This is a genomic window from Vibrio sp. 10N.261.55.F4, from assembly GCF_041470465.1.
GTDB lineage: Bacteria > Pseudomonadota > Gammaproteobacteria > Enterobacterales > Vibrionaceae > Vibrio > Vibrio crassostreae_C.
Genome location: NZ_JBFRMM010000033.1, coordinates 103827 through 121918, shown reverse-complemented (window position 1 = coordinate 121918; position 18092 = coordinate 103827). Strand labels below are relative to the sequence as shown.

At 45.0% G+C, this 18092-nt stretch carries 17 protein-coding genes and 1 pseudogene; 6 read left to right on the top strand and 12 right to left on the bottom strand.

Going from position 1 to position 18092, the window contains the following annotated elements; translation table 11 throughout:
- The 5 genes from AB4249_RS16140 to AB4249_RS16120 all read right to left on the bottom strand — a co-directional run.
- A partial coding sequence (locus AB4249_RS16140) for a VWA domain-containing protein (RefSeq protein ID WP_372103927.1) occupies window positions 1–1426 on the bottom strand: 1426 nt, incomplete at its 3' end.
- On the bottom strand, window positions 1419–2426 hold the full coding sequence (locus AB4249_RS16135; RefSeq protein WP_372103924.1) for a VWA domain-containing protein: 1008 nt from the start codon (window positions 2424–2426) through the stop codon (window positions 1419–1421). The genes AB4249_RS16140 and AB4249_RS16135, both read right to left, overlap by 8 nt.
- Window positions 2419–2904: a DUF4381 domain-containing protein gene (locus tag AB4249_RS16130; protein ID WP_102332715.1), complete on the bottom strand. Its 486-nt coding sequence runs from the start codon at window positions 2902–2904 to the stop codon at window positions 2419–2421. The genes AB4249_RS16135 and AB4249_RS16130 overlap by 8 nt, the downstream gene beginning before the upstream one ends.
- Window positions 2901–3827 carry a DUF58 domain-containing protein gene (locus tag AB4249_RS16125; RefSeq protein WP_017065688.1) on the bottom strand — a complete coding sequence of 309 codons (927 nt, stop codon included), beginning with the start codon at window positions 3825–3827 and terminating at the stop codon, window positions 2901–2903. Before AB4249_RS16125 ends, AB4249_RS16130 begins: the two co-directional genes overlap by 4 nt.
- 10 nt (window positions 3828–3837) lie before the next feature.
- Window positions 3838–4794 carry an AAA family ATPase gene (locus tag AB4249_RS16120; protein ID WP_372103922.1) on the bottom strand — a complete coding sequence of 319 codons (957 nt, stop codon included), beginning with the start codon at window positions 4792–4794 and terminating at the stop codon, window positions 3838–3840.
- 456 nt (window positions 4795–5250) lie between these two features.
- Here AB4249_RS16120 and AB4249_RS16115 point away from each other — a divergent pair, with 456 nt between their 5' ends.
- Window positions 5251–7167 carry a methyl-accepting chemotaxis protein gene (locus AB4249_RS16115; protein ID WP_372103919.1) on the top strand — a complete coding sequence of 639 codons (1917 nt, stop codon included), beginning with the start codon at window positions 5251–5253 and terminating at the stop codon, window positions 7165–7167.
- A 208-nt stretch (window positions 7168–7375) separates the two neighbouring features.
- A complete protein-coding gene (locus tag AB4249_RS16110) occupies window positions 7376–7576 on the top strand; it encodes a hypothetical protein (protein WP_010431457.1) in 201 nt (66 codons plus the stop codon).
- A gap of 258 nt (window positions 7577–7834) precedes the next feature.
- Here the strand turns inward: AB4249_RS16110 and malK are convergent, their stop codons facing one another.
- Window positions 7835–8947: a maltose/maltodextrin ABC transporter ATP-binding protein MalK gene (gene malK, locus AB4249_RS16105; protein ID WP_081229370.1), complete on the bottom strand. Its 1113-nt coding sequence runs from the start codon at window positions 8945–8947 to the stop codon at window positions 7835–7837.
- A 664-nt stretch (window positions 8948–9611) separates the two neighbouring features.
- On the opposite strand from malK, the gene malE reads away from it, so the two are divergent.
- The 3 genes from malE (at window position 9612) to malG (ending at window position 13352) form a co-directional block, all read left to right on the top strand.
- On the top strand, window positions 9612–10796 hold the full coding sequence (gene malE / locus AB4249_RS16100; RefSeq protein ID WP_017060048.1) for a maltose/maltodextrin ABC transporter substrate-binding protein MalE: 1185 nt from the start codon (window positions 9612–9614) through the stop codon (window positions 10794–10796).
- Between the two features lie 82 nt (window positions 10797–10878).
- The gene (gene malF, locus AB4249_RS16095) at window positions 10879–12450 is read left to right on the top strand and encodes a maltose ABC transporter permease MalF (RefSeq protein ID WP_017060049.1); all 1572 of its coding nucleotides are present in this window, start codon (window positions 10879–10881) and stop codon (window positions 12448–12450) included.
- An 11-nt stretch (window positions 12451–12461) separates the two neighbouring features.
- A complete protein-coding gene (gene malG / locus AB4249_RS16090; RefSeq protein WP_017060050.1) occupies window positions 12462–13352 on the top strand; it encodes a maltose ABC transporter permease MalG in 891 nt (296 codons plus the stop codon).
- Window positions 13353–13913: 561 nt separating this feature from the next.
- On the opposite strand, the gene AB4249_RS16085 is transcribed toward malG, so the two are convergent.
- From AB4249_RS16085 to AB4249_RS16070, 4 genes and pseudogenes are all read right to left on the bottom strand, one after another.
- On the bottom strand, window positions 13914–14186 hold the full coding sequence (locus AB4249_RS16085; protein WP_019822928.1) for a hypothetical protein: 273 nt from the start codon (window positions 14184–14186) through the stop codon (window positions 13914–13916).
- Between the two features lie 237 nt (window positions 14187–14423).
- Window positions 14424–14927, bottom strand: coding sequence for an acyl-CoA thioesterase (locus AB4249_RS16080; RefSeq protein ID WP_019822926.1), 504 nt, complete (start codon window positions 14925–14927; stop codon window positions 14424–14426).
- Window positions 14928–15333: 406 nt separating this feature from the next.
- Window positions 15334–15588 (bottom strand): annotated as a pseudogene (locus AB4249_RS16075) (peptide ABC transporter substrate-binding protein); the annotation flags it as partial.
- A 48-nt stretch (window positions 15589–15636) separates the two neighbouring features.
- Entirely contained in the window at window positions 15637–16530 is an 894-nt protein-coding gene (locus AB4249_RS16070) for a DMT family transporter (RefSeq protein WP_004732002.1), read from the bottom strand.
- A gap of 98 nt (window positions 16531–16628) precedes the next feature.
- Here AB4249_RS16070 and AB4249_RS16065 point away from each other — a divergent pair, with 98 nt between their 5' ends.
- Window positions 16629–17417, top strand: coding sequence for a helix-turn-helix domain-containing protein (locus AB4249_RS16065; protein WP_065608445.1), 789 nt, complete (start codon window positions 16629–16631; stop codon window positions 17415–17417).
- A 100-nt stretch (window positions 17418–17517) separates the two neighbouring features.
- Here the strand turns inward: AB4249_RS16065 and AB4249_RS16060 are convergent, their stop codons facing one another.
- On the bottom strand, window positions 17518–17682 hold the full coding sequence (locus AB4249_RS16060; protein WP_372103916.1) for a hypothetical protein: 165 nt from the start codon (window positions 17680–17682) through the stop codon (window positions 17518–17520).
- A 14-nt stretch (window positions 17683–17696) separates the two neighbouring features.
- On the bottom strand, window positions 17697–17906 hold the full coding sequence (locus tag AB4249_RS16055) for a hypothetical protein (RefSeq protein ID WP_017090299.1): 210 nt from the start codon (window positions 17904–17906) through the stop codon (window positions 17697–17699).
- Window positions 17907–18092 lie beyond the last annotated feature (186 nt).

Below are 18092 nucleotides of genomic sequence, written 5' to 3'. Positions count from 1 at the left end.
GACCTTGCTGACCTTGCTGATTTTGGTCTTTCTGGTCTTTGGAGTCAGAATCGCCTTGCTGTTGCTGTTGCTGTTGCTGTTGCTGTTGCTGTTGCTTCTGAGCCTGTTCGACAATCTCTAGGTTCTTCTTCGCATAAGCATGTTCAGGGTTGCTTTCAAGAATACGTTGATACTCTTGGATCGCTTGGTCGTACTTACCTTGTTGGGCTTGAGCGTTAGCAAGGTTGTAGCGAGCATCTTCACTAGAAAGCTCTTGCAGCGTCTGCTCTGCGGCTTCGAAATCACCGGCTTTGTATTGAGCAATGCCTTTCCACTCTTGTTGGGTGAACTGTTCAGCAGCTTGTTGGAAGTCCTCGTCCTGATACAGCTGATAGCCTACTTGATCATTGGTTTTCCACGGGTTCGCAAACGCAGTATTTGGTTGGCTAAAAGAGATAACTCCAGCTAAGGCACACCAAATAACCCCTTTCCTGAATAATCCAAGTACCGGAAGTAATAGCAAAGGCAGTAACCAGAAACCGTTGTTCACTCTGGTGTTGAGTGAGTTCTTGGTCTTGGTTACTTCCGATGTTGTTGCAACGCGGTCGAGGTAGCTCGCGATGTGTTCAACATCTGAGTTATCAAATTGAACTTCAGTGAACGTGCCACCATAGCTGCGTGTAAGCTCGCGCATGTTCTTCAAGTTGGTTCTTGCCACCACGGTTTGTCCTGAGTCGCTTTGCAGCATCGACCCCGTAGGTAACGAGATTGGCGCACCGTTTTCACTCCCTACAGCTAGAATCGACAATGTCCAATCGTTGCCAGAGAGTAGGGAGTCGATCTGCTTCTTCTCTTGGTCATCGATGTCATCAGCAATCAATACCAAATCACCTTGGTAGATCTTCGCGCGAGTCATCATATCAATCGCAAGCTTAACGGCTGATGCGGCATCACCACCTTGATAAGGCATGATATCTGGCGATAGGTTAGGCACTAGGTTTTTGATGGTGTTGATGTCTGACGTTAGCGGGCTAATGGTGTAAGCATCCCCAGCATACGCCACCATGCCTGTTAGCCCTTCCTTCCATAATGAAAGCAGATCAAGAGCCTTGTATCGCGCTTGAGTTAAGCGATTCGGCTTAATATCGGTGGCATACATTGACATCGACATGTCCATGATCACAACTCGTGCCTGCGTTTTTTCAAAGCTTGGTTGTTCGTTTTTCTCGAAGCTTGGCCCAGCTAACGCAATAACGCCGACCAGCCACCAAATACCGAAGTAAGTACTGCGATTTTTCGATGGCTTGCTTGATTCTGGCGCCAAGTAACGGGCGATGTGTGACGCGAGTAATCCTTGTTTGGACTGTGTCTTGCTCAGCCACCAAATAGCGGGCAGCACGGCAAGCGCCAAGAACCAATATGGGTAGATAAAAGTAAAGTTAGACATTGTTTCTCCTAATGGCTAACAGCATAAATGCGAAGAACATTGCCGCAGACAAAGGCCATACAAACCACTCTTGTTGCGGTCGCCAGATCTTAGTGGCGTTCGTCACGGGCTCTAACTGGTTAATGGTGTCGTAAATCGTCGCTAACTCTTTGCTGTCACGCGCTCGGAAGTACTGACCGCCGGTGCGTTTGGCAATTTCTATTAGTGTACGTTCATCCAAGTCTTGAGCAGTATTGACTTTGCGCGTCATGAAGAACTCTTTGACCATCATCTCGCCTGCACCGACACCCACGGTGTAAATCGTTGCGTCGTATTTCTTTGCAATATCCGCCGCTTCTAATGGGTCTAATACCCCGGCGGTATTACTGCCGTCGCTGAGTAGAATCATTACACGTTGGGGCGCATCGCTATCGACAAAGGTTTTGGTGGCAAGACCAATACCATCACCAATCGCTGTTTGAGTACCAATCAGCTTTAACACCGCTTGATTGAGCTGTTGTGAAAGCGTATCTCTATCTAGCGTAAGCGGGGTCTGCAAGTAGGCGTGATCAGCAAATAGTACCAATCCGACTCGGTCGCCTTTTCGTCGCTCAATAAAGTCACTCAATACGCGTTTCACCGCCGACAAGCGGTCGATGTATTCGCCATTGAACTGCATGTCTTCTTGGCTCATCGAATAGGAGAGGTCGACAACTAACATTAAATCACGATGCTTCGGCTGAAACTCCACCGGTTCGCCATACCATACAGGGCGTGCGCTCGCCGTAACCAGCAGAAGCCAGATAATCACGGACAACGCCTTTGATAAGCGACTGCTCGGTGTTTTGGTATTGCTGTCTTCTGGCAGAAATGGAAGCCTTAGGGCATTGCTCGATTCTGACTTTGGTGAGAACAAGTAAACGAGCAACGGCAGTGGCGCGATGAAGAACATCCACCACCAAACGAACTCGATGTTTAGCAAGTCCCTGCTTAGAAACATAGTGCTTAGAAAATCACTCATAACGACCTCGCTTTGGAGGAAGTGCTTTGCGAAGCCAAGTTTCGCAATCATTAACCAATTGCTGTTGAGCCTTTTTCTGTTCGTCGTTCATTAGGGCTACATCTTGATAGAGCGCTTGTTGCCACTGGGATTGTTTTGCTACAAATAACGGCTTCGCCAATTGCGCATCTAAGAACTTCAACCAATCATCACCAGACAAACCTGCAATTTTTTCACGAGGGAAATAGCTCAGTGCTGCTTGACGAAGGATGCGTTGTGCTTTGCTCGGAGACAAACCATCTTGGGACTGACTATTGCTAAAGTAAGACAGTGCTTCTTGCTTCGCCTGTTGATTGTTTTTTCTACGTTTTAGAATGAAAAACACCAAAGCAATCAGGGCAATGGCTGTGATAACCACTGCCCACCAACCCCACGCCAAAGGCCACCAAGTCGGTGCATCTGGCGCAATAACCGGACTTAAATCTAAGGGCTGTTTCATGACTGAGCTCCTGATATCTGGCTCATGAGTGACTGCGCACTCGACAGCGAGCTATAAGGTATCGCGAGAGATAACCCCATCTGTTGCAGCTGCTGTTTCTTAAGCGAAAAAGCATGGTTAAGCTTTTGCTTTTCTTTATTAGAAGAGAAATTAAACCATTGAGTTTTGCTGCCATCGGTGACCTGTTTAGAGCCTTTATAGGTGGTTTCACCTTGCTCTAGCGGGTCGTAGAAATGCACAAGACGTACTCTGTTGTGTCGGCGAATTTGACTGATAAGTGAGTAGTCACTTTCTTGGTAACGCACAAAGTCACTGAGCATAATAATATCGCTTCCTTTAGGGCAAAGCTGGTGCAGAGATTTCAGCCCATGCTCTAAGGTTGTGTCATTATGATTGTCGTGATGAGTCAGCGCTGCATTATTGATTTCTATGACTTTTTGCAAAATACGCAGTGGAGCATGGTTGCTTGCACTTGGCTTAATCTCAATGACCTCTTTGCCAGTATCGATCACCGCGCCAATTCGATCTTTTTGAGCCACAGTAAGCCAGCACAGTTGGCTAGCAAAGTGTGCAAGTTGAACCGATTTCAGCAACAAGGTTGAGCCGAAAATCATACTGCTTGATAGATCCAAGAATAAAATGACAGGCTGTTCTCGTTCTTCAGAGAAAAGTTTGGTATGCGCTTTGCCCGTTCTGGCTGTTACACGCCAATCAATGCTGCGAATGTCATCTCCCGCTTGATATTGACGAACTTCAGAGAAATTCATCCCGCGACCTTTACGGTTGCTCTCGTGTTGGCCGTTAAGCTGTGACCAAAGGCTCTTGGCGGGAGGCAACCAGCGAACAGACTGCGCTTTGTATTGCAGCAGCTCATCCAGATTTAACGTGACGCCGTCACTATGGTTGGGTAGTTGATTATTCATACGCGTATCCCTATGCGCTGCCAACCAATGAAATAAGGTGTGCGATCACTTGGTTTGCGGTGACACCTTCAGCTTGTGCGTGGTAGCTGCGCAGTAGACGGTGGCGTAACACAGGGAATGCCATCGCTTGAACGTCTTGTGGCGTGACGTAATCTCGTCCTGCAAGCCAAGCGTGAGCGCGGGCACAACGGTCTAACGCAATGGTTGCACGCGGGCTGACACCCATGTCTAACCATTGATCAAGTTGGTCACTGTATTGCTTAGGTTGGCGAGTCGCCATAACCAGTCTGATGATGTACTGCTCAATGGTGTCTGCCATGTGAATGTTGAGCACTTCTTGGCGCGCTTCAAAGATCGTTTGCTGAGATATCTGTTGTGGCTGAGCTGATTCGTTACCTTGAGCCTCACCACGGTTGAGTCGTAAGATCTCAAGCTCGCTTTCCATATCTGGGTATTCAACCTCTAGGTGAAGCAAGAATCGGTCTAACTGAGCTTCCGGTAGCGGGTAAGTCCCTTCTTGTTCAATTGGGTTCTGTGTTGCCATTACCAAAAATAGCTCAGGCAGCGCATAGGTTTTTCGACCGGCAGTTACTTGTTTTTCTGCCATCGCTTCCAGCATTGCCGCTTGAACTTTCGCCGGAGCTCGGTTGATCTCATCCGCTAGAATCAGTGAGTTGAAAATCGGGCCTGATTGGAAGGTGAACTCCCCAGCCTCAGGGCGAAAAATGTCGGTACCCGTCAAATCAGCTGGCAACAGATCGGGAGTGAATTGAATACGGTGGAAGTCACCCTCAACACAGTCAGCCAATGATTTTACTGCGCGAGTTTTTGCTAAGCCGGGAGGTCCTTCAACGAGGATATGACCATCTGCTAAAAGGGCGATCATCAGTTGCTTAACGAGCTCTTTTTGACCAATGATTTGAGACTCTAGATAGTTTTGAAGGACTTCGAAATTTGTTTTGTGCATTTTGGACTCTCTGGGTATCCATTTGATTTTTATTTTGAGTATTGGTCACTGATTTCGAGGAAAAAGTTCCAGTACATTTGCGTAATTTATTTTTTCAAAATTGGAAATATTTACAAGTGGTTAGCTAAAAACATCGTTAGGTTGTGATTATTACTATATCAATTGGTTTTTATATACAAAAGCTCGGCGGTGGGGAGTGGTTTGAGTTCGGTTGGGTCTCAGGGGGTGAGAACTAAAATTGACTCTCGACAATGCGGTATTTGCTTAGTTAATTCATGCTCAAGGTGAATATTTCTAATTGTTACATCATATTTGCAGTTTTTTGAGAAGAAAGTCTCTAGTTTTATTGGTTGTGGCCGATACATCACTCAGATTGTGCATTGCTTGTTGGAGTGCACTAAAAAAGTCCTGTTCAGGGTATACCAATAACGAGCGATTCTTTTTAAAGGTCCAAATATGTTTAAAACTAACTCTCTGAGTATCAAGCAAAAAGTTGTACTTGGAATTACCTTTGCGGTTCTTGCATCGACAGTGATTGTCGGCGCAATGGCACAACAACAAGCAAGAGATGTATTAAGTCATCGATTGATCGATATTGAACTTCCAGGAATGCTAGAGCGAATCAATGGTGAAATTGACCGAGAAGTCTCTCAGCTATTACTAGCGGCGGAGCAAATTGCTTCAAATGAATTTATTTCTGATGCTATCGAATCGACCGATCGCGATCCCGCACTAGAAAATAAACTGGTGAAACAGCTGAACAATGTTCGTAACCAGTATCAGTTGAACGATGCCTCAGTGGCGAACCGTCAAACTGCTTACTACTGGAACCAAAATGGCTTCCTACGTCAGTTAAACCAACAGCAAGATGTTTGGTTCTTTGGCTTTACGCAATCTGGACAGCCGACCATGGTGAGCATGTTCCAAGAAGCCAATGGCGAAGTGAAGATGTTTGCTAACTACCAACAGCCTTCTGGTTTGGCTATGTCTGGTCTATCAAAGTCGATGGATGACATGGTTAACCTGCTGAACGGTTTCAAGATTGAAAATACCGGTTTTGTCTTCTTAACCGATAGCCAAGGTGATGTTCAAATTCATCGCGAGCGTTCTCGCAGTGACTCTTCACTTCAACAACTTTACGGTCCTCAAGCAAGCCAACTACTGAACAAGTCGGGCTTCAACCTGATTACTACAGAAAGCCAAGGCCAAGAGCTGTTCGTGGCGAGCTTGTATGTGTCTTCAATGGACTGGTTCGTTATTGGTGTGGTACCAACCGGTGAAGTGTTTGCTGAGCTTGATGCGACTGCGCAGAAGATGCTGATCATGACTGCGGTTGTGGCGTTAGTCTTTATCCTAATGGGCGTAGTTCTGGCGAACAGCATTACTCAACCGATCAAGCTTTTGGCTAAGCGTTTCGGCGACTTAGGTGAAGGCGACGGTGACCTTGCACAGCGTATCGAAGTGAAAGGCAACGATGAAATTGCACAGCTTTCAAAAGGCTTCAACGGATTCATTGAAAAGATTCACGAGTCGATGAAAGAGGTGTGTTCGACAAGCCAAGCGCTTCAAGTGGCGGCAGAGAGTGTTTCTAGCAAAGCCCACATCACCCACGACAACAGCCAAGAACAGCGCGACCAAACGCTTCAAGTGGTGGCTGCAATTAACCAAATGGGTATGACCATCAGCGAGATTGCATCGAACGCGGCAACCGCAGCAGAAACGGCAACTCAAGCTTCAGGCAATACGGAAGTAGGCCGCTCTGTGGTGAACAAAGCAAAAGACGCGATCAGTCGTTTGGCGCAAGATATTGAAAGCACGGGTCAGGTAGTAGAGCAACTGGCTTCTACAACTCAAGACATCGGTTCTATTCTGGGTGTTATTCGTGATATTTCAGAGCAAACTAACTTACTCGCATTAAACGCTGCAATTGAAGCCGCCCGTGCTGGTGAGCAAGGTCGTGGTTTTGCGGTTGTAGCGGATGAAGTACGTAACCTAGCAAGCCGTACCGCAGATTCAACGGAAGAGATTCAAAAGATGATCAACCAACTGCAAAGCGATGCTAAAGATGCGGTAACGGCAATGAGTGCGGGTAAGGTGATTACCCTTGAAGGTGTATCGGCTTCGGATGAAGCGGTAGACGTGCTGAGTGGCATTTCAGACCGTATCGTTGATATCACAGACCGTAACACTCAAGTGGCAACGGCAACGGAAGAGCAATCAACCGTAGTTCACACCATCAACCAGAACATTGAAGAGATTAACGCAATCAACGAAGTGACAACGGGCACGGCTGAGCAACTTGCTGAAGCGAGCCAAGAGCTTCGTGATCTATCGTCTCGTCTAGATAAGATGGTTGGTTCATTTAAGCTTTAATCCCTTTAAGCTGTAGCATGGCTTACAAAGATACATAAACTAAGAGCTGGATTCATTTAATCGTGAATTCAGCTCTTTTTATTTACGTGCTTGTTTTCTTCTAACTGACGTTCGCTTGATCTGGTTTCGGGCTTTGCACTCAATCGCCCTAGCATCATAGGGCGTAAATGAGTAAAATCTCGTTAGGTTTAATATTTAGGTAAGTATCATGAGCGATTTTGAAAAAGAACTAGAGCAGATGACTCAAGAGATGGGCGATGAGCCTGAGGTGAAACTGCCATCACTTGAAGAGCAAAAAGCAATTGTTGCTGAGTTCAAGCGACTAGAGGCGGAAGGCAAACTGACTCCTGAAGTGTTAGAGAAGCATTTTGGCCAGTTCAACAAACAGAATGATACGCCAATTCACTAAGTTGATTTAGACAGGTTTCATGTCTGAAAGAAGTGATATTAGCGGTTGGGTTCATAGCCTAACTAACAGATAAAGGTCTAGCGCTTGCTAGACCTTTTTTATTGCCGCTAGCGAAAGACCGAGTGGCTGACTCATGAACTATTCAATGTAAGTGAAACTCGTATCCAACACATAAAAATATCCAGCACATAAAAAAATCCCCCTTACTGAGTAAGAGGGATTCGATATGGGCAAGTTATATCCTAAAAGGCTAAGCGATTAGTCTGTGCCGTATTCTTTGTACAAACGACGACATGCGCGGCCATCGCTGTGGAACAGGTGACAACGGTGCGCTGGAATACCAATCGCCAACTTGTCACCTGATTCGATTTTCAACGTGTCTGGCTGACGATAGATAACATCAGCATCGGCACTTTCAAGGTTTAGGTAAACCTGAGTTTCGTTACCTAGCTTCTCTACCATCATCACGTCAGCTTCAATCGTCGCGTCACCTGATTCAGCAGACATCAAGTGTTCAGGGCGAATACCCAGAGACATACGATCGCCGGCATTAACCGTCGTACCATCAACAGGGATCCAGAAAGTCATACCGTTAGAAAGTTGAACTTGTACGCGTTCTGCTTCAGCTTGTTCAATGTGTACCGACATGAAGTTCATCTTCGGTGAACCAATAAAGCCAGCAACGAAACGGTTTTGAGGGTAGTGGTAAAGGTCAAGCGGCTTACCGACTTGAGATACATAACCACCATCAAGAACAACGATCTTATCCGCCATTGTCATCGCTTCCACTTGGTCGTGGGTAACGTAGATCATGGTACAACCCAGTTGACGCTGTAGCTTGGTGATTTGCGAACGCATTTGAACACGTAGCGCGGCATCTAGGTTTGATAAAGGCTCATCAAGTAGGAATACGTTTGGTTGAGAAACCAGAGTACGACCAATCGCAACACGTTGACGTTGACCACCAGAAAGCGCTTTAGGTTGGCGCTCAAGAAGGTGACCAAGCTGAAGGATTTCTGCAGCATGTTCAACGCGTTTGTCGATCTCAGCTTTATTTGCGTTTGCTAGCTTAAGACCGAAAGACATGTTGTCGTATAGGTTAAGGTGAGGGTAAAGCGCATAAGACTGGAATACCATACCTACGCCACGCTTTGACGGTTCAACGTCATTCATGCGTTGGTCGCCAATGTACAAATCACCAGACGTAATGTCTTCTAGACCTGCGATACAACGTAATAGCGTCGATTTACCACAACCTGATGGTCCAACGAATACTACGAATTCACCTTCGTTGATGTCTAAGGTTACGTCCTTAGAAATCTGTACATCACCATATGATTTATAAACGTTTTTTAACGTGACACTCGCCATCTAGCTTGTCCTCGATCGATCAAATTTTAAGTTTTACTGCTTATCATTATAAGAAATTTTTGGGTCAGCAGTAACTGTAGGAATTGGTAAGTATTGAGTGAGTAAGAAAAAAGTGGGTGAGACTTGGCTTCTTTAACCAAGCCCACCCGTCATAGCCAAACTGATGCCCATTTCCCCCACATCCAGCTAAACCTCCCCCGTGATTCAATCACAGATTTAGCTCGATGCTAATATAAGACACCAGCGGGCAGTGAAGCCAACTAAATGAATAATGCGTCAACGCATAACACTTGCCGGTAAAGGGTTCTTACTATCCACTCTTGGATGAATGCAGTTTCGGTGAATTGGCGTAAGGGTACATCCTCCTAATGGAAAATTAACTAGGGGGAGTAGGAGGGGAGGAGTAGATAAATGGGGTTATTAATAATTGGCGATCCAGTTCAAATAAATCCACCACGTAACGGTGATGTTGATCACGATGAGTATACGTTTTGTGATTGCAGTCTCTAATCTGACCGGATGGCGATCACGAATTTAAGCCATAATAGCTAGGGCGTAGTGGCTGGGATGATGAGCTAGGGTCTGTTTTCTCAGATCATAACCTCCGAAAACTGGCTCGTCTTGGTAGATGTGCCCTACGTATAAATATAAAAAGGATATTCACATGAAAAACGCTCTAAGCGCTGTAGCTCTAGGTACAATAGTTGCTCTGGGTTCTTTTGGTGCAAATGCTGCTATCGAAGAAGGACAACTAACAATCTGGGTAGGTGGTGACAAAGCTTATGAAGGCATGGCTGAAGTAGGTAAACGCTTCGAAGAAGATACTGGTGTTAAAGTAACCGTCGCTTTCCCTGACAAGCTAGAAGAGAAATTCCCTCAAGTAGCAGCAGCTGGCGATGGCCCAGACATGATCTTCTACGCACATGACCGTTTTGGCGGCTATGCAGAAGCGGGACTTCTTGTTGATATCAAACCTTCTAAAGAAACTAAAGAAGGTATCGTAGACTTCGCATGGGACGCTGTTTCATACGAAGGTAAAACAATCGCATACCCTGTTGCTGTTGAGTCAGTTTCGCTAATTTATAACAAAGCGCTTGTTCCTAACCCACCTAAGTCTTGGGAAGAAATCCCAGCACTTGATGCTGAACTTAAAAAAGACGGCAAGAAAGCGATCATGTGGCCTCTACGTGGCGGCGCTTACTTCACATGGCCTCTACTTGCAGCTGACGGCGGTTACGCATTCAAACAGACTGCAGAAGGTTACGACATTAAAGATGCGGGCGTAGCGACTGATGGTGTTCAGAAGTCTCTAGGTTTCATCGAGAAGATGGTACAAGACAAGGTTATCTCTGCAGACATGGATTACTCAGTTGCTGAGTCTGAATTTGTTGCGGGTAACGTTGCAATGACAATCAACGGCCCTTGGGGTTGGGAAAACATCAAGAAAGCTGGTGTAGATTACGGCGTAACAACACTACCTAAGTTCAACGGTAAAGCGTCTAAACCTTTCGTTGGTGTATGGGCAGGTGGTATCAGCACTGCGTCTCCAAACCGCGACCTAGCTGTTGAGTTCATGGAAAACTACCTACTAACAGATGAAGGTATGAAGAGCCTGAACGACGACAAGCCACTAGGCGCTGTTGCTCTTAACTCTTTCCAACGTCAACTAGACAGCGATACTCGTATTGCAGCAACAATGGACAACGCGATGAACGGTGAAATCATGCCTAACATCCCTCAGTTCACAACATTCTGGTACAGCATGGAAGAAGCGATCGGCAACGTAGTTGACGGCCGTCAATCAGTAGACCAAGCACTAAAAGCTGCTGAAGGTCGTATGGTTAAGTAACACCCAGGCACTACCTTTTAAGGAGAGGGTAACCTCTCCTTACTTTTCTATTTTTTTATCTATATCGCTAGCAGGTTCCTCTATGCAGTCAGTTCAAGGTACAGATGCTATCCCAGCACCATCAAGCCTTCCAGGCAGTAAAAGCGTCTTCATTAAATGGGGGTTGCTTGGTAGCGTTGGCTTAATAAACGGCTACGCTACAATTCTAATGTATTCTCGCGGTGAGCTCGCTTTTGCGCTGCTTACAGTGATCTTAACGGCTTTGGCACTTTACATTTTTGGTAGTAAAAAAACTTACGCCCACCGTTATATTTACCCAGGTATTGCCGGAATGATCTTGTTCATTCTTTTCCCATTGGCATACACCGTAGGGCTTGCGTTTACTAACTACAGCGCGAAAAACCAACTTTCTCTAGAGCGTACTCAAACCGTTCTTTTAGACCGTTCTTTCCAAAGCGGTGAGAGCTACCCATTTACTTTGTACAAGACAGATGACGGTCACCAGATCGTTGTAAAAGATGGCGATCAACTGTTAGCGACTGACGTATTTTCTCTAGACAATATGACAGAAACAGAGATGGACCTATCTGTTATTGAGTCTGCGCAAGGTGAAAAAGAGAAGATCAAAGCGATCATTCAAAACCGAGCAGCAATCAGTGGTGTTGATTTCAATCTACCTGACGGTGGTGACATCCGCATGAGTGGCTTACGTAAGTTTGCTTCTGTTGCTCCGCTTTACACGCTACAAGACGATGAAGAAACGTTAATCAACAATGAAACGGGTGAAGTTCTCAAGCCAAATATGGATGTGGGTTTCTACCAGCCTGTTGATGCAAATGGTGAGTTTACGGGTAATACCATCTCTCCAGGTTTCGTGGTTAGCATTGGTACGCATAACTTTGAGCGTGTATGGAAAGATGACGGCATTAAAGAACCGTTTATCAGCATCTTTATTTGGACGGTTATCTTCTCGGTATGTACCGTAGCGTTCACGCTAGTTATCGGCCTTGTATTGGCTAACATCGTGCAATGGGAAGAGTTGAAAGGTCGTTCTATTTATCGTGTTCTACTGATTCTGCCTTACGCCGTACCCGCGTTTATCTCGATTCTTATCTTTAAGGGTCTATTCAACCAAAGCTTTGGTGAGATCAACATGGTACTCGAGAATATCTTCGGCTTAAGCCCGAACTGGTTCTCAGACCCTATCTTAGCGAAAACCATGGTGTTGATGGTTAACACATGGCTAGGTTTCCCTTACATGATGATTCTATGTATGGGTCTGCTTAAAGCGATTCCTGATGATTTATACGAAGCGTCAGCAATCGATGGTGCGAACTTCCTTGATAACTTCAAGCGCATTACGTTCCCATTGATGATTAAACCGCTTACACCGCTATTGATTGCAGCGTTTGCCTTTAACTTCAACAACTTCGTAATGATTCAACTATTGACGAACGGTGGCCCGAACATGATTGGTACTTCTGAGCCAGCGGGTTACACAGACTTGCTTGTAAGCTACACGTACCGAATTGCATTCGAAGGCGGCGGCGGTCAAGACTTCGGTCTAGCAAGTGCTATCGCAACGCTTATCTTCCTATTGGTTGGTGCACTAGCGTTACTAAACCTTCGTTTCACTAAACTGTCTCAAGATTAAGGAGCACGACAATGGCTATGGTACAAGGTAAAGGCCTTAAATACCGAGTGTGGGCAACGCATGCAGTGTTGTGGTGCTTCTTGGCAATGATTATCTTCCCACTACTGATGATCATCGCGATCTCGTTCCGTGAAGGTAACTTCGCAACCGGTAGTTTGATTCCAGATAACCCATCATTGGAACACTGGAAGTTAGCATTGGGTATGTCAGTAACGAACGCAGATGGCTCGGTAACGTCACCTCCGTTCCCTGTGCTAACTTGGTTATGGAACTCAGTGAAGGTTGCAGGTATCACATCGATTCTGATTGTGACACTGTCTACGACATCGGCTTACGCGTTTGCTCGTATGCGCTTTAAAGGTAAGAACACAATCCTGAAAGCGATGATGATTTTCCAAATGTTCCCAGCAGTATTGGCTCTAGTAGCAATCTACGCGCTGTTTGACAAACTTGGTCAATACATTCCGTTCTTAGGCTTGAACACACACGGTGGTCTAATCTTCTCTTACCTTGGTGGTATTGCACTGCACGTATGGACGATTAAGGGTTACTTTGAGACGATTGATAACTCTCTGGAAGAGGCAGCAGCCCTTGATGGTGCAACGCCTTGGCAAGCATTCAGACTGGTTCTACTACCGCTGTCTGTGCCAATCCTAGCGGTTGTGTTTATCCTATCTTTCATCGCGACAGTGGGTGAGGTGCCAGTAGCGTCTATCCTACTTACAGATGTGAACTCTTACACGCTAGCAGTAGGTATGCAGCAGTACCTATACCCTCAGAACTACCTATGGGGTGACTTTGCGGCAGCGGCTGTACTATCAGCACTTCCGATTACTATCGTGTTCTTACTTGCTCAACGTTGGTTAGTTGGTGGTTTGACGGCAGGTGGTGTAAAAGGATAAGCTGTACTCTATAAGAAAGAAAAAGAGCGACCGTTAGGTCGCTCTATATTGGCATTTTTATTACATCATTTGGTTTGGCCGCCGATCAGTAATAAAAATAACCCTCAGGTTACGCATAGCTGGCTACTAATCAGGTTCCTTACGCTATTAATGATTAGTGGTTTTTGTAACTCTAACCCAGGTATTTACTTGGGTTTTTTTATGCCTGCTACTTTTTGTTTTTTGTGTCAGCGTTACTCGTTAACTATCGCGCTCATATCTACTTTAAAACCCAAAGTTTCGAGTTACTTCTCTCCTAAATACCGACCACTTCATTTTGGTTACTTGTAGAAATGAACTAGTCTCACAAATCAGACACTCAGTATAAGTGGCTGTTGTACTATTGATATGTTGTGAATATTCCAATGCGTGATACTTCAATGATTTGTATGCAACAAAACCTGAAATTGCACTGAAAATGTATGGGTAAGCGAGAGGTAGTTACAGAATATTCAAGTGACATTCATGAGGGTTATGGAGGTAGGTTTATTTATGCTTCTGGTTTTTGGTGGGACTTAGAAGTTAGAACTCTTTACTAGAAGGAGCACAACCTAAGTGTTGCAATAGCACATAGATGCTTTCTTGATCGAGTGCCACGCGACGAAATAGATCGGCAAATGTCGGATCTCCACCGAAACACGTTTGGATATAGTGGTTGATTTCATTGCTGTCGTAGCCTTCGACGTACAAAGTTCTAACCCATTGGTACTCAACAGCCTTTAAATTGTTCAGTGTAGACTCGCTAAGAGTGGGGCGTATGACGCTCAAGAGTGGCTCCAAGAAATTCAAATGCATCTATTATGATTGGCGGTATTTAATCAGAGCAAAATGACGACTTTATTACAGTCAAAATAAATCAGTGAACAAGTGCCGATTCATTTCAACCTTTGGCTGGGTATCACGCTCTTATCGTCTGTATTGGGTGTGCAGCGGATTTGGCTGTGTAGAGCACGAAGGTATCAAATAGATCAATGCCAAGCAGGCGCTTGGCATTGTAATAAGGTTTTGTAGGGGGAGGGCAGCTGGTGGACCTTACTTAAGGTACTTCACGTGAGCTTCCATCTCTTCACCAATCTGTTTTCGCATGTTCATTAGGCGAATAGCCGAATCTCGTAATTCGATGTCTTCTGGCGTCTCTGGTATCCACTCTGGCACTTTAGTCGGATTACCATTCTCATCGACAGCGACCATAATAACGATACAGTGAGTTGTTAGGCGGTTATTGAGCTCTTTAGGGTCGCTTGCTTGCACGTCGATAGCGATATGCATTGAAGATGAACCTGTGTAAATGACCTTTGCACTTACTTCCACAAGGTTGCCTACATGAATTGGGGCAACGAATCGAATTCCGCCTGCATAGGCTGTTATACAGTATTTACCGCTCCAACCTGCGGAACAAGCGTAGGCTGCTAAATCGATCCACTTCATTGCTGCACCACCATGAACTTTACCACCAAAGTTCACATCCCCGGGTTCAGCTAAAAAACGCAGAGTAACGTCTCGTTTACCATCTTGTCGGCTATTGCTACTGCTCATCTATCTTCCTTCATTATTATTTTGCTGCGTAACATGCTTGTTACTTGCTAGTAACAATATACTTAAGATGACATAAGTTAAAGCGGATAATCTCATGGTTAAGACTATTTTTTTCAAACAGATGATCAGTTGATGAATATTGGTGCTTAAAGGCGTATCAGGCGAATGGCAAACATGGATGAAGTGATATCAAGCAAGAGAATAGAAATACTGATTAAGTCACTAGATAGGTCGATTGCAAAAAAAACACCTAGCGTAATGCTAGGTGTTTCTAAGCCGTGTGGTACTCATGTCGGTACTTTTTTGTGTTAGCCAACCAACCGCTGTTGATTTGGTTTAGTTAAAGTGGCTGTATCTCAAATACCACTAAAGTGGTAGTGATTATTGTTTTCTTATCAGCTCACTTTTACTGTTTTAAAAAGTATAGATCCTTCGCGTAGATATTTCCTTTCGGATTATTGTTTGGGAAGCCTTTTAGTGTATTTCGCACTAATCGTGTGTGATTGTAATGATATAAAGGTATAACTGCTGAAGAATAGTTGAGTAACGACTCATCGTGCTGATATAAAGTAAAGCGTTTAGACTAATCTTCCGTTTTACTCGCTTGCTGTAAGGGCTCATCATAGTATGGATTACAGTAGCCACTCTCATTTGCTGTGTGAAACGTGAGTTTGAATTTTTACCCTAATGTGAGCGTTGGGTAATGCGTTTAGCTTTGTTGAGGGAGAGGAGCCTCAAGCCTTGGTTTTCTTTTGATTTGAGCAAGGATGACACCGGAAATCACCATCACACCACCAATGATGTGGAACTGGTTAATCTCTTCACCAAGCCATGTCGCGGCTAATACGATCGCAACAACCGGAAGCAAGTTCATGAACATCGCGCTTGAGTCAGCACCAATCGTGTCAATCGCCTTCACCCACATCCAAGGCGCTAAAATTGAAGCGGCAACTGCGGCGTAAGCTATCAATGGGATCGCTTGTTGTGGTGGTAAAAGCTGTTCGCTGGTAAGCCAAAGTGGCGTAAGCATCGCGACAGCAAACAGACCCTGAATGTAAATCACCACCCAGCTACTGATGGGCATTTTCCAGCGTTTCAAGAGCACACAGTAAGACGCATAAACAAAGGCTGCAATTAGCATATAACCATCACCTTGAGTCAATTCTTGATGCATGAAGAACAAAGGGTCGCCTTTACCTAACATCAGAGCTAAGCCTGACAGTGACAACACACCGCCAACAATACTCAAACTAGAAATCGACTTGTGCAACAAAGGAACGCTTAGAAACACGCTGATCAATGGGACTAAAGACGTGATCAAGGCCATGTTGGAAGCGGTTGTGGTTAAGCCTGCGTAGTAACCTAGAGATTGGTTCAATACCATGCCTAAAAATCCGAGGAACGCTAATTTCGATAGGTTTGGCTTAATGACAGCCCACTGCTTCATCACCGGGCGAATACAGAAAGGCGTGAGAATTAACATCGCAAAAAACCAGCGGTAAAAACTCATCGCGCTAGGTTCTATGGTGCTTGCAGCAAGCTTGTTGACGATTGCATTGGCGCCCCAGATACAGACTGTAAAAAATGGTAAGAGATAATGCATGTGAATTCCGTCGCAAATGAGTTGATGCGGCTAGTTTGACAGGTCGTTATACTTACAAGTATCTTTAGAAAGACATCAGGCGCGATAGGAAGACAAGTTTGAAAAAACACTCCAGAAACCTTCACCCATCCTTATCAATTGATAAGGCACCATCCAACGTATTTATGAATTTTGAAGCGTTTCTTTCGAACACTGAAACCCGAGTTCATAGCCACTCATGGGGACAGGTTCAATTGATCAGTGGCGGTATATTAGAGATGGAAGCGGAAAGCACCCGATTTCTAGCACCACCACATTTGGCGATTTGGGTACCGGCCGGGGTGATGCATTGCAGTTATAACCGTAAGCCTTTGGACTACTGTTCGCTAAATATCGCCCCAGAACTCACGCAACACCTGCCAGATAAAACTAGCCTTATAAAGATCACGCCGATTGTGTCTTCTATTATCGATGACTTTCGCGAGCGTGGAATCAATGTTGCAGAAAAAGAGCAAGATCAAAGGCTCGTTCAGGTACTGCTTGACCAACTTGCGCAGCGTGAGGTTGAACACCACTTCTTGCCTTCGACCGACAATAAGTACCTCGCGCCTATATTGGCTTCTGTTGAAGAAAACCCAACCGACGAAGTGACACTGAAAGATTGGGCTGAACGTGTCCACACTACGGAAAGAACCCTTTCTCGCCACTGCCAGACCGAGCTTGGAATGAGCTTTACAGAGTGGCGACTACGAGTGCGCTACCTGTACTCAATGGACTTGTTAAGAAACGGCCAATCGGTCAAAGAGGTCGCTCTTACATTGGGTTATAACCAAGCAAGCCCATTTATCACCATGTTCAAACGTTACGCGAACCAAACGCCAGAGCAGTATAAGAACCGTTTGTTGTAGCTAGCTCGTGTTCCCAAAAGAACGGATGTTTTCACTAGTTAGTGAGTAGATAGACCATAAGTGAATAGATAGACCATAAGTGAATACGTGCAGTAGGAGATTATGGAATCGCACCCAACAGCCCATATATTTCGCTCTGTTGTTCGGTGACATCCTCATAGTATTGATTCAATAGAGCACTGATGCTGCCGACCTTGAACAGTATGTACGTTTCTCCATCGACCTCGAACCAATTGAACGTTCCATGCTGGTTATACGTGGTCATTGTTTTGTTTATCTTCATGAGATATACATCAGCAGCGCAAGACATGCAGACGTACATAAGCCAAAGAAAGAAAAGAAAAACCACGAGCCTAATACTGTTTTTTCTTTTCCTACCTCTTCATTACTTTGCTGCCAACCAAGTTCACGAACCTGAGCCTTGGTAAGGTTTAAGTCTAGTCTTTCTATGTATCTGTTGAGTTCGTCATTGTGTACTGAGCTAATCATGTTCTATCTCCCCTAAGCATTTGATTGGTATTTTAGGGGAGCTCAGTGTTTGGTTAAATTAGATATTTTGTAACAAGCGTTTAGATAAATAGAACATGATGAATGGCAAAAAGCCTCCGTGGTAGAGGCTTTGGTTAAAAGTGGTTTAGTTGATGGTTATCGCGATGTATTTGTTGTCAGATTCCA

What these genes read in the sequence shown, in the direction of transcription:
- AB4249_RS16135 (WP_372103924.1), bottom strand. Translation starts at nt 2,426, where the DNA reads ATGAGTGATTTTCTAAGCACTATGTTTCTAAGCAGGGACTTGCTAAAC.
- AB4249_RS16070 (WP_004732002.1), bottom strand. Translation starts at nt 16,530, where the DNA reads ATGCATTATCTCTTACCATTTTTTACAGTCTGTATCTGGGGCGCCAAT.
- AB4249_RS16120 (WP_372103922.1), bottom strand. Translation starts at nt 4,794, where the DNA reads ATGCACAAAACAAATTTCGAAGTCCTTCAAAACTATCTAGAGTCTCAA.
- AB4249_RS16125 (WP_017065688.1), bottom strand. Translation starts at nt 3,827, where the DNA reads ATGAATAATCAACTACCCAACCATAGTGACGGCGTCACGTTAAATCTG.
- malF (WP_017060049.1), top strand. Translation starts at nt 10,879, where the DNA reads ATGCAGTCAGTTCAAGGTACAGATGCTATCCCAGCACCATCAAGCCTT.
- AB4249_RS16055 (WP_017090299.1), bottom strand. Translation starts at nt 17,906, where the DNA reads ATGATTAGCTCAGTACACAATGACGAACTCAACAGATACATAGAAAGA.
- AB4249_RS16060 (WP_372103916.1), bottom strand. Translation starts at nt 17,682, where the DNA reads ATGACCACGTATAACCAGCATGGAACGTTCAATTGGTTCGAGGTCGAT.
- malK (WP_081229370.1), bottom strand. Translation starts at nt 8,947, where the DNA reads ATGGCGAGTGTCACGTTAAAAAACGTTTATAAATCATATGGTGATGTA.
- AB4249_RS16080 (WP_019822926.1), bottom strand. Translation starts at nt 14,927, where the DNA reads ATGAGCAGTAGCAATAGCCGACAAGATGGTAAACGAGACGTTACTCTG.
- malE (WP_017060048.1), top strand. Translation starts at nt 9,612, where the DNA reads ATGAAAAACGCTCTAAGCGCTGTAGCTCTAGGTACAATAGTTGCTCTG.
- AB4249_RS16115 (WP_372103919.1), top strand. Translation starts at nt 5,251, where the DNA reads ATGTTTAAAACTAACTCTCTGAGTATCAAGCAAAAAGTTGTACTTGGA.
- AB4249_RS16130 (WP_102332715.1), bottom strand. Translation starts at nt 2,904, where the DNA reads ATGAAACAGCCCTTAGATTTAAGTCCGGTTATTGCGCCAGATGCACCG.
- malG (WP_017060050.1), top strand. Translation starts at nt 12,462, where the DNA reads ATGGCTATGGTACAAGGTAAAGGCCTTAAATACCGAGTGTGGGCAACG.
- AB4249_RS16110 (WP_010431457.1), top strand. Translation starts at nt 7,376, where the DNA reads ATGAGCGATTTTGAAAAAGAACTAGAGCAGATGACTCAAGAGATGGGC.
- AB4249_RS16085 (WP_019822928.1), bottom strand. Translation starts at nt 14,186, where the DNA reads ATGCATTTGAATTTCTTGGAGCCACTCTTGAGCGTCATACGCCCCACT.